Below are 14943 nucleotides of genomic sequence, written 5' to 3' on the forward strand. Positions count from 1 at the left end.
CCCCGGCCCGGCGTCGAGCGTGAATCCGCCGCCCACGGGGCCGCTGGGGGCCAACGTCAGCTATCCGGGACGAACGTCATCTGCCTGTCTGTCGCCATGGGCTTTCCGCCATCGCATGGCGCCGCCTTGCGTTAAGGATCGTGCATGCCGGATTTTTCATTGGCACGGACTCTTTCGGACCGGACTCTCTCGGACCGGTGGGCCGCCCTTGTCATCGTCACGGTCACCCTGTTGTCGTTTTTTGTCCTCGCCAGTTCCGAGGCCCAGGACGCGCGGGCGGCATCCGCCGGGACCAACCCGATAGAGCCCTGGCTGGCGCAGGCGGCCTCGCACATCGCCATCCTCGCCGTCGTTCCCATCATACCCGCCCTGCTCTCACGCATCCGCTTTGACAGGGGCCGGCGCGTCCATGCGCTTTGCGGTCTGGCCCTGGGCTGTGTCCTCTTCAGTGTCGGCCATGTCCTGCTGATGGTGGGGATCCGCAAGCTGCTGTGGCCCTGGTTCATGGGCGGCGCATATGTCTTCGGCCTGTTCGATCCGTTTGTCTGGCTTTATGAATTCAGAAAGGACGCCTACACATTTGTCCTCCAGGTGGGCGTGTTCTGGTCCTTCCGGCACTTCGAAACGCTGCGCGCGGATGGTGAAGCCTTGCGGGCCCAGATCGTACGGCAGACCGTACGGCAGGCCGTGCAGCCGGCCGCGCCGGCCTTGCCCCTGTCCCTGAAATCCGGCGGACGCACCGTCCATCTGGACCCGGATGAGATATTGTGGGCCAAATCGGCGTCGAATTATGTGGAAATTCATACCGGCAGCGCCATGCACCTCGTCCGCCTGACCCTGACGGAACTGCACGACATGCTCGGTGCGCCGGACCCGTGCCATATCCGGATTCACCGCTCCTACCTGGTCTCGCGCCGTGAAATCGTCGAGACCGTGCCCACGCGCGACGGCCGGGCCACGGTCAAACTCCGCTCAGGCGTGACGCTGCCCGTCGGCAGGGCCTTCCGGCCCCACCTGGCGGCGGCTTTGACGCCCGATCCGTGAATGTGATACATACGTATAATCTTATAAACTGCTGATTAAAATAACGAATTTGTTTCAGTTTCTAGGGCTGGCCGGACGCCGCACGATCAGGGATACGGCGATACCGCCCAGCACCAGCGCCCCGGCGATCAGCAAACGCGCCGTCAGCGCTTCATCCAGCAGGACCGTCCCGGCCGCGACGGCGATGACCGGCACGCTCAACTGGGCAATGCCCGCGACCGTTGCCGGCAGGGCCGGCAGTATCCGGTACCACAGCGCATAGCCCAGGCCGGATGTCACCGCCCCGGCGGTCGCGGCCGTCAAAACGCCGGGCCCGGACAGTGCGCTGTCACCGTCAGGGGCCATGGGCAGTCCCGCCAGGCCCGCCACACTTGCAAGACCAGTCAGGGGCACACACAGCAGAAAGTTCCCCGCCGTTGCCCCCAGGGCGTCCGTCTCGGTCCGTCCCAGGAGGGTATAGACCGCCCAGCCCGCACCGGCCGCCACCATGGCCAGGACTTCGGCGAACGGTACGCTTGCCCGCCCGGTGGGCCACAGCAGGATGATCAGTCCCAGAAACGCGATCAGGGCGCCGATCCAGCGCATGCGCGGAATGGCCTGCCCTTCCCGCACCGTCCATCCGAAAATGACGACCTGCAACACGCCGAACAGGATCAGCGCGCCCAGGCCCGCGCCCAGGCCGGTATAGGCCCATGAAAATCCGATCATGTAAACGGCCAGCATCGCCGCGCCGGCCAACCGTCTGGGTGCCCACAGCGGCGGCCGCCTCGTTTGACGCCCGACCGCCAGCCCCCACAGGACCAGGGCCCCGCTGGCAACCCGGATCGCCGCGAAATCCATCGGCGCCATCCCCAGGTCGGCGACACCGATGCGGTTTAAAATGGAATTGGCGGCAAAGGCCGTCATGGTCAGCGCGACAGCGGCAAAAAGCCATATCGGACTGTGATCATGGCCCGCTGCGTCCGCGTGCACCGTGCGGTTCCGGTCTGTGCGTGTCTTGTCCGAATGTGTCGGCATTTCACCTGTCCCGAGCTTCAAAGCCATGGCAGCTTAAAGGCATACACTCGGGCGGCGCATGTCACAATGCGATCGCCTGGCGGTCGCATATGTCCCCTGTCGTGTGTGATGGGCGGCGGCGTTCCGCCCTCAGGCTGTCCGGCCTATCGCTCCCCTGCCCGGCGCGGCGCGGTATCGTCCTCATGCGCCGGCCGCGAAACGGCCCGGATGACCACGGCGATCGGGGCGCCTGCGGCCAGCGCGGCGGCGATATCCGCCGGTCCCTCGATCACCAGGGCCAGGATCAGCCCGCCAAGGCTGACGGCCAGCAGAAGGGCCGGTATTTTGAAAATCCGCAAAAGGGTTCCGGGGGGTGAGGTCACGCGCGTTCCAGGGCTCCGGCCCTTTTCTCTCTGATGAAATCCGGGCTCTGTTTGCCGATCCACAGATACAGACCGGTGACCAGAATGACGATCGCCATGATATCGAGCACCGCCCAGATCAGTTTCAGCGGCAAACCGCCATAGTCGCCGAAATGCAGCGGCCGCGACAGGGACAGGGCCTGCACGAACCAGGGCATGTCCCGCAGGCCCGACGAGGTGCCGTCAGTGACACTCACCAGCACGGGGGTGATGATGCGTTCCGTGGCCGGTGTGCGGCCGTGAAAAAAGATCGCATAATGCTGACCGGTTGAAAAATCACTCCCCGGAAAGGCGACGAATTGCAGCTCCATATCGCCGGCCGCGCGGCGGGCGCTGTCCACGGACGCGTCCAGCGATGCCGTGGCGACAGGCGGCGTCCCTGCCCCGAGACCGTCGATCAGATCGGCCAGGGCCGTCTCCCGCCACGCATCGATGATCGGTGCCTCCAGCGTATTGATGACACCCGTCAGCCCCACCAGGACAAACCAGCCCGTTGTCGCGATGCCGAGAAGATTGTGCATATCCAGCCATTTGATCCGCGCCGATTTCCCTGTGCGCACCGTCCCGAAATCGAGCCGCCGCATGAAAGGGGCATACAGTACCGCACCGGAAACGATGGCGGCGACCAGAAACGCCCCCATCAGACCGAGAAACAGCATGCCCGGCAGGCCCAGAAACATATCCGTATGCAGGCGGAGGATGAATTCCATCACCGTCTCCCCCCTGTCCGCCGGCGGAACCAGCGCACCGCTCGTCGCGTCGAAGGAGGCGAAATGCATGTCCGGGACCGGCGCATCGGCGCGCGGCCCCGTCGTCACATTGACCACCGGCCGGTCGATGTCGAAACTCATATAGATCGGCACGTCACCGGGTCGGGCGGACAGCGCCGCCGCCAGAATATCGTCCAGCGGCAAACGCCTGCCTTCCGGATGTGCCGGGCGCCATGTGTCGGGATTTAACGCGGCGTCGATCTCATCGTGGAAGATCAGCGGCAACCCGGTGATGCAAAGCATCAACAGAAACACGGTGGAGACAAGGCTTGTCCATTTGTGCACGAACGCCCACGCCCGGATGGTCCCGCTCCGCACTCCGCCGCTCCCTAAAAGTCTGCCGAAACCCTCAGGGAAACCGTTCGCGGCGCACCCTGAATCAGGTAATTGGCGCCCGGAAACCCGCCCGACGTTGCCCAGAATGCAGTATCCGTGACATTGTCGAGGCGCGCGCGCAACACGATCGGCACATCGGCAACCACCGCCCTGTACCTCAGGCCGATGTCCAGCCGGGCCCAGTCATCGATTTCCAGCGTGTTGGCTTCATTGATGAATTGCTCCCCCGTATAGATAACACGCCCGTCAACGGTCAGTCCGGGCAGGAACGGCACATCCCATTCCGCATTCAGGTTGGTCTGAATTTCGGGAACGCCGATCGGTGTATTGCCTTCATTGACGTCATCCTGCGTTGCGCGGAATTCGGCGTCAATATAGCTCACGCCCCCGATCAGCCTGAAACCGTCCACCGGTTCCCCGAAAAAGCTGAACTCCACACCCTGATTGCGCTGTTCCCCGGACGCCTGAAAAACCCGGTCGACCACGATGGCATTCTGACGGGTCACCGAAAACAGGCTCAGCGTTGCGCCGAGTGTGCCGAAATCAGCCTTGACGCCGACTTCGAACTGCTCGCCGCGAAACGGGTCGAGCACTTCGCCCGCGTTCAGGATGGCAACGCCGCCGCTGGTCGCCGGCGCGATGGCGCCGGGCTGTAGACCCTCGGCGTAATTGGCGTAGAGCGAAACCCGGTCCGTGGCCCGGATGACAAGGCCGGCGACAGGGGTCACCGCATCCTCGTCATACCCGGAAAGATCGTCGCCCGTGTTGAAATCGAACGCGCGCGTCTCGATCACCTGATAGCGCAGCCCCCCGGTCAGCAGCACGCGCTTGTCGAACAGCGATACGGTATCGGCAATGGCAACGCTCCGATTGGTGACCTCCTCCGTCGTCAGCGGATCGTCAAGCAGGCCGCCGGTAAAGAAATCCGCCGGCGGCAGGTCCGCAAGCGGTGTCGGATTGAAAAGGTCGCTGGCAAAGGGGTTTAAAAAATCCGACAGGGCAAAGGCATTCCTGGACTCCGTATCGATGATCGAGGCCGACACCACGACATTGTGGCCGATCGATCCGGTTGTGAATTCGGCGCGGGCGCCGATATCGGCGGAAAGGATGCGGTCCTCCCGCGTGTTGTCGAAACGGAACGCCGTCGTCGCCCCGTCCGGCGACGCATTCGGGTTGGCAAGGACATTGGCCTCCTCGCCGCTGCGTCCGCCGGCGGCGGCCCACAGGGTGACGGCATCGCTGACGTCAAACTCCGCGCGGATCACGCCGAAAAGCTGCTCTTCATCGGTAAAGGTGCCCGGCTGTGCGTAATTCAGGTCGGCGTCCGGCGCCTCGGGCGCTTCGCCAAGCGGCGTCACCTGCGGGCGTGGATTGTTGATCCGGTTGTCCTGATAGCCCAGGTCGGCGCTGAAGCGAAAGCGCTCGCCGGCATAATCCGTCCCCACTGAAAATGCCGTCAGTTCCCTGCCCTGGTCGTCGACCGCTGTCTCCCCGTCCCGGTAGACGGCATTGAGCCGTACGCCCCATTCCTTGAACGCGCCGAAGCGCTGGGCCAGATCGGCGGCGGCATAAAACTGACCCGCATTTTCATAGCCCGCGCTCAGGCGGCGCAAACCCTCTTCCGGCGCCCGTTTCGATACCAGGTTGACCGTGCCGCCGGACCCGGACCCGCCGGGCGCGGCCCCGTTGATGAACGCATTGGCACCGCGAAACACCTCAACACGCTCCATCAGTTCCGCCGCGACGAACTGGCGCGGCAGAATGCCGTATACACCGTTCAGCGTGATATCGTCGGAAAAGACCGGAAATCCGCGAATGATGTAAACTTCCTGAAAATTGCCGAACCCGTTTGTCACACGCACCACCGGATCGTTCAGCAGAACGTCGCCGATGCTTTCCGCATGCTGCGCCTGGACGATGTCCTGGGTGAAGGCCGTGCCGCTGAACGGCGCGTCAAGAAAATCAAGATTGCCCAGAAGACCGGCGCGCCCGCCCCGCGCAACCTGACCGCCCGCATAGTCCTCGGTCAGGTCCACCTGCGACGCCTGCCCGTAAACGACGATCTCTTCGACATCCGTATCGGCGGCTTGCGTGTTGTCCTGCGCCAGCGACACCGCAGGCACCACCCCGGTCAGGACACAAAATGACAGAACGGTGTAGCCGCCCAATGCCGTACCGTTCTTGAAAAATGTTTTCATGACAAGCCCCTGCGTCGGTTTCTTGATTTTCAACAGGCCGCGATCAAATCCTAAAAGATTTGATATTGCAAGTCATTTTCAAAATATTTCAAGGGGCATGGTCTACTTTAGGGTGTCGAAAGCAAAGAAATACCGTTCAAGGCGGTATCCCCCGTGGAACAGTTCAGGGAAGACCCACCAGTTCCTTCAAATCAGAGATCACCCACGCGTAGGCCGGGTCCAGAATGCCCTTGGCCTGCATCGACTGTGCTATCCTCAGGGCTTCGGCATAGTAGCTGCTGTCTTCCAGGGCAGTCGCCAACTTAATATTCGAAGTGATCAGGCTCCGTTGTAACTCGGCATCGCTCGCATCAAGGGGTAGCAGTGTCTCTCTGATGGACAAGGCCTTTCGATAGGCGTTGACGGCGCCGTCAACGTTGCCCCGGCGCAGCAGCACATCGCCCATACTATCATAAGACATCGCAAGGTCTTTCTGCCACTCGCTGTTACTGGCATCGAGGGCTGTCAGCCTCTCCATGATGGTCAGTCTGCGCTGATAGGTCTGAAAAGCGCCATCAAAGTCTTCCTGGCGCAACAGGATATCGCCCAAATCGTCGTAGGCAACCGAGAGGCTCCGCTGCCACAGAGCATTGGTCGCGTCAAGGGCCACCAGTTTTTCAAGAATGGCCAAGCTCTTTTGGTGGACCTTAAGGGCGCCTTCAAGATCGCCTTGACGCCGCAGAACAGTGGCAACATGACCATAGGAGGCCGCGAGGTCGTTCTGCCACAGGCTGTTACTGGCATCGATGGCCGCCAGCTTTTCCCGGATGACAAGTCCGTCCCGATAGACTGACAGAGCGTTATCGAGGTCGCCTTGGCGCAACAGGATATCGCCGATCGTACTGTAGAAGATCGCCAGATTATGCTGATGGCCTGCGTTGCCTGCATTACGGGCCACAAGTTTTGCGGCGACGATCAAGCCCTCCTTGTAGGTTTCCAGGGCGCCGTTCAGATCGCCCTGGCGTTTCAGAACACTTCCCAGTTTTATATAGGCGGTTAACAGACCGCCGGTGTCCAGGCGGGCGCGCTTTTTTGCCTGGGCGAGACCTTCCCGCGCGGCTTCGACCTCGGCCTGCGCATCCACCTGGGACGTATAAAGAAAAAAGGCGTTGGCGGCCTGGCTGCCGGATATGGCGTCCGGCAGCCACAAAAGAGAGGCCAATGCAGCAATGTAAAGATGTTTGATGGAAAGCATATATCCCCCTGTCCGGTAACTCTGAGCCGAAAGCAACCCCTCAAGGTATACCGCATTCCCGGTTTCAATGATCTGACGAAGCTGTTCAACACCTGTTTATACGCTCCATTACTGTCGGTCGTTTTTGGGTGTTGCCATATATGCGGTGAAGCGTCCGTGTCTATCCCCACAGGGCTGCCTGCGGCGGGTCCACACGGCCGTCGTTGCCGTAGGCCAGGCCGTGCGCCACATCGCGGCGCAGCAAGAGCGGTCCGTCAATGTCCACATGGCGGCACATCTGGGCGATGACGTGGGCCGGCGCCATGGCCAGGGACGAGCCGACCATGTTGCCGACCATCAGGTCCAGGCCGGCGCGCCGGGCCGCCGCCGCCAGTCTCAGCCCTTCCGTCAGGCCGCCGGTCTTGTCCAGCTTGATGTTGATAACGCTGTACCGCTTTGATGCGAGCGCGAAATCGCCCATGTGCAGGCAGGATTCATCGGCGCCTAGCGGCACCGGCGGCCGGTAGGTTTCCAGCGCCGCGTCCGCGCCGCGCGGCAGGGGCTGTTCGATCATCGCCACGCCCAGCCGCGCCAGCGCCGGCGCATACGCGCGCAGCTGGTCGACGGTCCAGCCCTGATTGACATCGACGATCAGCGCGGCGTCCGGCCGCGCTTCGCGCACCGCCGTCAGCCGCTCCACCGGATTGTCCGCGTCCAACTTGATTTTCAGGGTGGGAAAGGCCGCCGCCGCGCGCGCCCCGGCGGCCATGGCGCCGGGCGGGGCGAGGCCCAGGGTGAACACGGTGGTCACCGGTCGCGGTGTCATCCGCAACAGGCGCCAGATCCCCTTGGCCGACGCCTTGGCCAGATAGTCCCACAGGGCGCAGTCCAGCGCGTTGCGTGCCCCGCCCGGCGGCAGCAGGGTCTGGATATCGGCCAGGGACACGCCCCGTTCCACATCCGCCGCGACCGCCGCCAGCGCGGCCGTCATGCCCTCACAGGTCTCGCCCGCGCCCAGATAATAGACCCCGTCGCCCTCGCCCCGGCCGGCAACGCCGTCCTTGCCCAGCGTCACGCGCACCGCCCGCGTTTCCTCGAAAACATGCCCGGTGATGGCAAAGGGCGCCTTCAGATCGAACCGGGTTTCCGCCACCTGCATGGACAGGCCGTGGACACGGGTGCGCAAAAGATCGTCCGGAATGGTGGGGATCGTGCCGTCCGGCATGTTTTCGGAACCGCTCACGGCCCGAACTCCCGGCGGAGACGCTCCAGGATCGGCCCGGTGCCGGTGGCCAGCGGGTCGACGCATGGCAGGCCGTGCGCATCGCCCAGTGCCGCCAGATAGCCGGCGCGCTCCGCCGCCGGCAGGCCGGATGTGTTCACGCTGATGCCGACACAGCGTATGTCCGGATTGGTCAGCCGGCCGATATCGACGGTGCGGGCGATGGCCTCGGCCACGCCGGGCAGCGGAAAATCCGGCCAGCCGCTGATATGGCTCCGCCCCGCCGCGTGGCACAGGACAATGGCGTCCGGCTGCGAGCCCACAAGCAGGCCGTGACTGACGGCACCGTATCCGGGATGGAAAAGGGCGCCCTGCCCCTCGATCACGTCCCAGTGGTCCGGGCTGTTGTCGGGCGACAGGCATTCCGCCGCGCCCGAGACGAAATCCGCCACCACGGCGTCGATGGGAATGCCCTCGCCGGCGATCATGATCCCGGTCTGCCCGGTGGCGCGGAAGTCGGCGTTCATCCCCGCCGCCGTCATGTCCCGTGCCAATTGCAGGGCGGTGTATTTCTTGCCGAGGGCGCAGTCGGTGCCCACGGTCAGCAGCCGGCGGCCGCTGCGTTTGCGCCCCGTGCCCACGGGCAGAGCGTCCGGCGGCACCCGTATATCCACCAGCCGGGCGCCGGAGGTCCGCGCCGCATCGCCCAGTCCGGCCATGTCGGCAAGCCGGGTGTGCAGCCCGGCCACGATGTCCAGGCCGGCCCGCGCCGCCGCGATCAGCGTGCCGGTCCAGGCGTCCGGCACCCGGCCGCCCACCGCCGCCGTGCCGACGACCAGCGACCGGATACCGGCCGCGCGGGCCTGCGCCACCGTCATGTCGGGCAGGCCCAGATCGACGGCCCCGGGCTTCAGGCGCAACTGGCCCCGGCAGTGCCCGCGTCGCCAGTGGACAAGGCCCAGCCCGGTTTTCGCATAGGACGGGTCGGTCTCGTCCCCGACGAAAATCAGATATGGCGGCGTGATGTCGATCTTTTTCACCGGCGCGGCCCGGTTCTGGCTGTCCATCGTATCAAACTCCTGCGGCAGGCCCGGCCGGTCTTCGGGACGATGACGGAAAACCGGCCTTACCCTTTAAAAACATCAATGGTCGTATAGCGTTGCTGCCTCTCGCCCCCATGCTCTTAACACTGGCTCTTAACCCTGGCTCTTAACCCGGTGATCTGAACGATCCGAGTTGAAATCCCTGCCGGTCTCCCACGGCCCGGCTGTCCAATTCCTCATTATTGCGGTCTTATTATAAATTATCGCAGCCAAAATGGATAGGGGCTGATGTGCGCCGGGATGACGCCTGACCGCGACACCGATGGGCCGCGCGCTCCGCGCATGGTCCCCACCCGCCCCGTCCGGCAGCCCCGTCCGGCAGCCCCGTCCGGCAGCCCCGTCCGGCAGCCCCGTCCGGCAGCCCCGTCCGGCCCGTCCGGCAAGATGGAAGGATTTTGACCGGCCTGTCCGGGTCCGCGCATGCCCGACCAGGCCCGATCAGGCCCGTCCGCACGGCCTAGACGCGCAGGTCCTGGGTATGGAAGCGTTCGCTGGAAAAAACCGCGTTCAGCACCCGTTCCTCGCAGACGGACAGGATTTCGACGATCTGCCGGCGGATCCGGTCCGCCTGGGCATTCTGCATCACGCGCAGGATTTCGCCGTGATCGCCGGGGGTGAACGGCAGGCTGCCGCGTGTCTTGATATACACCCAGTATATGCGCATGGTCGTGTCTTCCAGCTGGCGCACCCAGTGGACAAGCAGCGGGTAACTGACCTTTTCGCAGACTTTCAGATTGAAATCCTTGTTCGTTTTCAACACACGCAGCGCCGTGTCGTCATCGGTCATGTCGCCGGTCTCGCACAGGGCCGCGTTCAGCGCGAACAGGTCCCCATACTCCACATGCGGCGCCGCCATCACGAACAGCTCCGGGTCCAGCATCTTGCGCATGGCGAAATTCTGTTTGACCTCCAGCAGGGTCAGCGGCGCGACACGGGTCACCCGCGGCGACAGGGACACCAGAAACTGCTGCGCGGTCAGCCGCTCCATCAGGTTGCGCGCGGCCGTGCGGCTGATGTCGAACATGTCGGTCAGGACATTTTCCGACACCTTCTGGCTCGGCGCCAGTTTCTGCGTGACGATGGCATCCATCACGGCCTCATAGGCCGTGTCGGCGTCGGTGGGGCTGTGCGTATGGCTTGGGGGCATGACCATGGCTGTCCGGCTGGTTCGGGCCGTCAATAGTGGCAAACCCGCCGGGCGCTGTCCATGCCCGGCTGAAAAACAGGAGCCTGCCGCCCCTGCTCCCGCCGTCTGCCGTATGCGTGACAGGTACCGGCTTGTCATACAGATTGGAAATCCGGCCGGAGGCGTCACTCCACGGTGCGGGCGCGGCTCTCCTTTTTCGCGGCAGGCGCCTGCGGGGTCCAGCTCAGCCGATAGCGGACAAACAGCCCGTCATGATCGGACAATGTGGTGCGGCCCCTGATTTTCGGGGCGCCCGGATACGGCGTGTCGAACCAGGCATCCACCTCGACCGCGCGCACATGGACATACCGCCCGGGAACCCACCCCTGCAGATCGTTGGTGTCCAGCCAGGGTTCGTCGCTGTCATACGACATGCGGACATCGCAGTCCCGCACGAGAACCGTACAATAATGCTGGACGATAAAAACCGGCGTGTCCGTCAGGACCGAGTGCCGGCCGACCGCGTAATCCAGGCGATCCCGCGCGGATTTCATATTGAAATCGCCGCCGAAAATCACCGGCTGTTCACGGTCCCAGCGGGCGTCGAAATATTCGTCCAGATGATCGATCTGAAGAGTGTGCGCGATCAGCGACCGCGCTTCCGGCACACCGGTGGAGCCGCGCGAATTCAGATGGGTGGTATACAGCTGCAGGGTGCCCGGCATGCCCGGTACGGCGATATCGGCGCTCAGAATGCCTTTATTGGCGCCGCAGTCGAAGCCGGCGCACTCATGCCGGTAAAAGGCCTGCGTGCCCTTGGCGACAATCGGCCAGTTGCTGAGGATATAAAGCCCTGAATCCATAATCTTGCCAAGGCGTTCCCCCTTCCAGAAATAGCTTTCGCTGCGGAAGGCTTCCGGCGCGCGCTCGGAATATTTCGGCATGGTGTCGCCGGTCTTCGGGCCCCGCACCCAGTTGGGATAGCCGCTGGCCCGGATCAGTTCCTTGATCGAGCGGCGAAAGCCTTCCTGTATCATGACGATGTCCGGTTCCTCGCCGCGCGTACGCATGGCGGCCAGCTCGGCGCCGATCAGGCGGATGGCCCTGGTGCGGTTGGCTTTGATCGGCCATGGCAACGCCGCAATATTATAGATCAGGACACTGAGGTAGAGGCTGTGTTCTCCGGTGTCCGGGTCGACCGTGATCTCGGGCGGCTGGACGATGGTCTGTTGCGGCAATGGCGGCTCGGCCATGCGTGTCGTGCAGGCGCCGAGCGCGCCGACCAGCATGGCCAGACGGGCAAGCCGGCCATATGGTTTCCATGATGGTGGGGATGCCACACCCTGCCCTGCCTTACCCGTCAAGAGGTTTGGGCGCCAGATGCACCGCCTCGCGCGCCGCGCCGGTTGAGATGCCGAACAGCAGCGTATACAGGGCCGGCACGAAGCCCAGCGTGAAGACGGTCGCCACGACGAGGCCGAAGGCGATCACGCTGGCCATGCCGTAGAACAGCGCGCCCCCGAACAGGATCAGCGGCACCAGGCCGAGCACGGTCGTCAGTGTCGTCATCAGGATCGGCCGCAGCCGCGCCAGACAGGCGGTGGCCACCGCGTCCAGCCGGTCGCGCCCGGCCGCCTCCTCGATCTGGATGCGGTCGACCAGCACGATGCCGTTGTTGATCAGAATGCCCGCCAGGCTGAAAAAGCCCAGCAGCACCATGAAGCCGTAGGCCGCGTTCATCACCAGCAGGCCGAGCGCCCCGCCGATCAGGATCAGCGGTATGGTCGCCAGGATAATCCCCCCCTTGCGGAAGGAATTGAACTGCCCCACCAGCAGGATGACAATGCCGGTCAGCGACATCGGCAGCAGCCCGAACAGTTTTTCGTTGGCCTCCGCCTGATCCTCGATCTCGCCGCCGATTTCCATGCGGTGGCCCGGCGGCAGGTCCAGACCGTCCAGTACCGGCTGGATCATGTCCAGAAGGTCGGGCGCCGGAATGCCGGGGTTGCGCGCCTCGACCGTCAGGGTGCGCTGCTGGTCCCGCCGCTTGATGCGGCCGAAACGCCACTCGCCCTCCACATCGGCCACCTGGCCGAGGGCGACGAAACTGTTCGTTGCCGGGGCATAGACCTGCACCCGTTGCAGGCTGGACAGGGAAAAGCGCATGCTGTCGTCGCCGCGCAGCACGATGGGGATGGTCTTGTCCCCCTCGCGGTACTCGCTGATGGCATAGCCGGTGAAGGTGGTGTTCAGGGCGCCCGCCACATCCTGCGAGGTCACGCCGGCCCGGCGCGCCCGTGTCTGGTCGACCCGGACCACCAGTTTCAGGATCTTGTTTTCCCAGTCCTGCTTGATGCCGACCGTGCCGGGGATGGTGTGGAAGCGGTCCATGATGCGGTCCGCGCGGTCGGCCAGCATTTCGCCGTCCGGACCGATCAGGCGGATCTGCAACATGCCCGGCTCGCTCGCGCCGAACCACATGCGCTTGGCATCGGCCCGCGCACCGGGCAGTTCCGCGTCGAGAAAGGCGTTGACCCGGTCGATCATCGGGCCCACATCGTCGGTCGTGCGGGTGTTGATCAGGGCGAAGGCGCGGTGCGGGTCCGGGTCCACCGGCGACAGCGCCAGGAAAAAGCGCGGGCCGCCATAGCCCACATAGGCCACATGGCTGGTGATTTCCGGGTTGATCTCGGTGTTTGCCAGCCACGCCGTCAGCTTGCGCAGTTCGCTCTCGGTTTCGCGCACGTCCGTCCCGGCCTCGAAATCCAGATAGACCAGAAACTGGTTGCGGTCGCCAAGGGGGAAGAATTCCGTCCGGATCGTGCCGAGCAACTGCACCGAGCCGACAAACACCGCCGCCAGCACCCCGATCATGGCCAGCCGGTGCCCCAGGAACAGCGACAGCGCCCGCCGGTAAATGCGGTAAATCACGCTGTCATAGGCCGGCCCGTCCTTCGTGCCGCCCCCCGCTTCGCCGTCCGCCTCACCGTCCGCCTGGCTCTTCGTGTCTCCTTTCGCGTCCCCCTTCACGTCAACGGTCATGAACCAGGCGCACATGGACGGCGTCACCGTCATCGACAGCAGCCACGAGCCCAGCAGCAGGATCGAGACCACCTGCGCCAGCGAGCGTATGTATTCCCCGGCATTGCCCTCGATCAGCAGCATCGGCAGAAAGGCGAAAATGGTCGTCAGCGACGATGTCAAAAGCGGTATGGCCAGCATGCGCCCGGATTCCGCCGCCGCGCGCAGGCGCTCGGTGCCGCGTTCCAGCCGCACGCGGATGTCTTCGGCCACCACGATGCCGTTGTCGACCAGAAGACCCAGCGCGATGATCGTCGCCGCGATCGACATGCGCTGCAATTCGACCCCGTAAAAGCGCATGACGATGATGCCGAGCAGCATGGTCATCGGCACGAAGGACCCGACGATCAGCCCGGTGCGCATGCCGAGGAAGATCATCACCACCGCCAGCACGATGGCCAGCGTCTGATACACGTTCGACACCGCGTCCGACACCGATGTGGCGATCAGCTCCGGCTGGAAGGTGGCATAGTCGATGACATAGCCGATGGGCAGGTCCTGCTCGATCTCGTCCAGAAGCGCCGTCAGGGCCGCGCCGAAGGCCACATTGCTCGTCCCCTCGACCGTCGACACCGACAGGATGATGGCCGGACGGTCGTTGTAAAAGGACGGAAAGGACGGCGGATCGACGAAATCGCGCCGCACCGTGACGATGTCGTCCAGCCGCATCACCCGGTCCGTGCCGGGAATGCGGAAGACCACGCCGCGGATTTCGTCCACCGAATCCACATTGCCCGACGGCTCCAGCAGGACGGCGCGGCCGTCGGCGACGATCTGTCCGCCGGGCTCGATGATATTCTGCTGCGCCAGCGCGCCGAAGATTTCCTGCGGCGACACGCCAAGCTGCGACAGGACCATCGGCGTCGTCTCCAGATAGACCCGCTCTTCCTGTATGCCGAGGATTTCCACCTTGCGGATGCCGTCCAGCGTGTAAAGCATATCGCGCATGTCGCGCGCCACATCGCGCATTTCCGCCAGCGAAAACCCGTCCGACCACAGCGCCACGGTGGCGACCGCCGTCAGCCCCTCCTCGTCATTGACGAAGGGGCCTTCGGTGCCGTCCGGCAGGTCGGGCCGCACATCGTCGACCTTGTTGCGGATATCCTGAAACACCGCGTCCAGGTCGCGCACCCGGTCATGGATCGTCAGGTCCAGCTTGGTCGAGCCGGTCTTCGAGGTGGATTCGATCTCGTCGATATCGGCGATTTCCCGCATGGCCGCTTCCAGCGGCTTGGTGATCAGCTCCTCGACCCGCTGCGGCGACATGCCGGGATAGGACGCCGTGACGCTGGCGTTGCGGACGGTGATCGACGGGTCCTCGGCGCTTGGATAGGACAGATAGGTGGACACGCCCGCCAGCGCGATGACCAGAATGGCGATCACGGTGATGCGGGAATGCTCCAGGGCGAACTTGGCGAGCGACATGGCCTTG

The 14943-nt window shown here is 64.1% G+C and carries 11 protein-coding genes; 1 reads left to right on the plus strand and 10 read right to left on the minus strand.

Features of this window, described 5'->3' with window-relative positions; genetic code table 11:
* The first annotated feature begins 144 nt into the window (after nt 1–144).
* On the plus strand, nt 145–1044 hold the full coding sequence (locus tag BXY39_RS06775) for a LytR/AlgR family response regulator transcription factor (RefSeq protein WP_121938082.1): 900 nt from the start codon (nt 145–147) through the stop codon (nt 1042–1044).
* Between the two features lie 54 nt (nt 1045–1098).
* On the opposite strand, the gene BXY39_RS06780 is transcribed toward BXY39_RS06775, so the two are convergent.
* From BXY39_RS06780 to BXY39_RS06825, 10 genes are all read right to left on the minus strand, one after another.
* Nucleotides 1099–2061 (minus strand): DMT family transporter, encoded by a 963-nt coding sequence (locus tag BXY39_RS06780; protein ID WP_121938083.1) that lies wholly within the window; start codon nt 2059–2061, stop codon nt 1099–1101.
* A gap of 143 nt (nt 2062–2204) precedes the next feature.
* A complete protein-coding gene (locus BXY39_RS06785) occupies nt 2205–2423 on the minus strand; it encodes a hypothetical protein (RefSeq protein ID WP_121938084.1) in 219 nt (72 codons plus the stop codon).
* Nucleotides 2420–3550, minus strand: a complete 1131-nt coding sequence (locus tag BXY39_RS06790) for a PepSY-associated TM helix domain-containing protein (protein WP_121938085.1) — start codon at nt 3548–3550, stop codon at nt 2420–2422. Before BXY39_RS06790 ends, BXY39_RS06785 begins: the two co-directional genes overlap by 4 nt.
* A gap of 11 nt (nt 3551–3561) precedes the next feature.
* Nucleotides 3562–5766 (minus strand): TonB-dependent receptor, encoded by a 2205-nt coding sequence (locus BXY39_RS06795; RefSeq protein ID WP_121938086.1) that lies wholly within the window; start codon nt 5764–5766, stop codon nt 3562–3564.
* A 163-nt stretch (nt 5767–5929) separates the two neighbouring features.
* Nucleotides 5930–7000 carry a tetratricopeptide repeat protein gene (locus BXY39_RS06800; protein WP_121938087.1) on the minus strand — a complete coding sequence of 357 codons (1071 nt, stop codon included), beginning with the start codon at nt 6998–7000 and terminating at the stop codon, nt 5930–5932.
* Between the two features lie 160 nt (nt 7001–7160).
* Nucleotides 7161–8222, minus strand: a complete 1062-nt coding sequence (locus BXY39_RS06805) for a dipeptide epimerase (protein WP_245998988.1) — start codon at nt 8220–8222, stop codon at nt 7161–7163.
* The gene (locus tag BXY39_RS06810) at nt 8219–9268 is read right to left on the minus strand and encodes an N-acetyltransferase DgcN family protein (RefSeq protein WP_121938088.1); all 1050 of its coding nucleotides are present in this window, start codon (nt 9266–9268) and stop codon (nt 8219–8221) included. The genes BXY39_RS06805 and BXY39_RS06810 overlap by 4 nt, the downstream gene beginning before the upstream one ends.
* A 493-nt stretch (nt 9269–9761) precedes the next feature.
* The gene (locus tag BXY39_RS06815) at nt 9762–10451 is read right to left on the minus strand and encodes a GntR family transcriptional regulator (protein ID WP_121938392.1); all 690 of its coding nucleotides are present in this window, start codon (nt 10449–10451) and stop codon (nt 9762–9764) included.
* A gap of 164 nt (nt 10452–10615) precedes the next feature.
* The gene (locus BXY39_RS06820; RefSeq protein WP_147453493.1) at nt 10616–11770 is read right to left on the minus strand and encodes an exonuclease/endonuclease/phosphatase family protein; all 1155 of its coding nucleotides are present in this window, start codon (nt 11768–11770) and stop codon (nt 10616–10618) included.
* A 13-nt stretch (nt 11771–11783) separates the two neighbouring features.
* Nucleotides 11784–14936, minus strand: coding sequence for an efflux RND transporter permease subunit (locus BXY39_RS06825; RefSeq protein WP_121938090.1), 3153 nt, complete (start codon nt 14934–14936; stop codon nt 11784–11786).
* Between the last annotated feature and the right edge of the window lie 7 nt (nt 14937–14943).

Source organism: Eilatimonas milleporae (assembly GCF_003688555.1).
Taxonomy (GTDB): domain Bacteria; phylum Pseudomonadota; class Alphaproteobacteria; order Sphingomonadales; family Kordiimonadaceae; genus Eilatimonas; species Eilatimonas milleporae.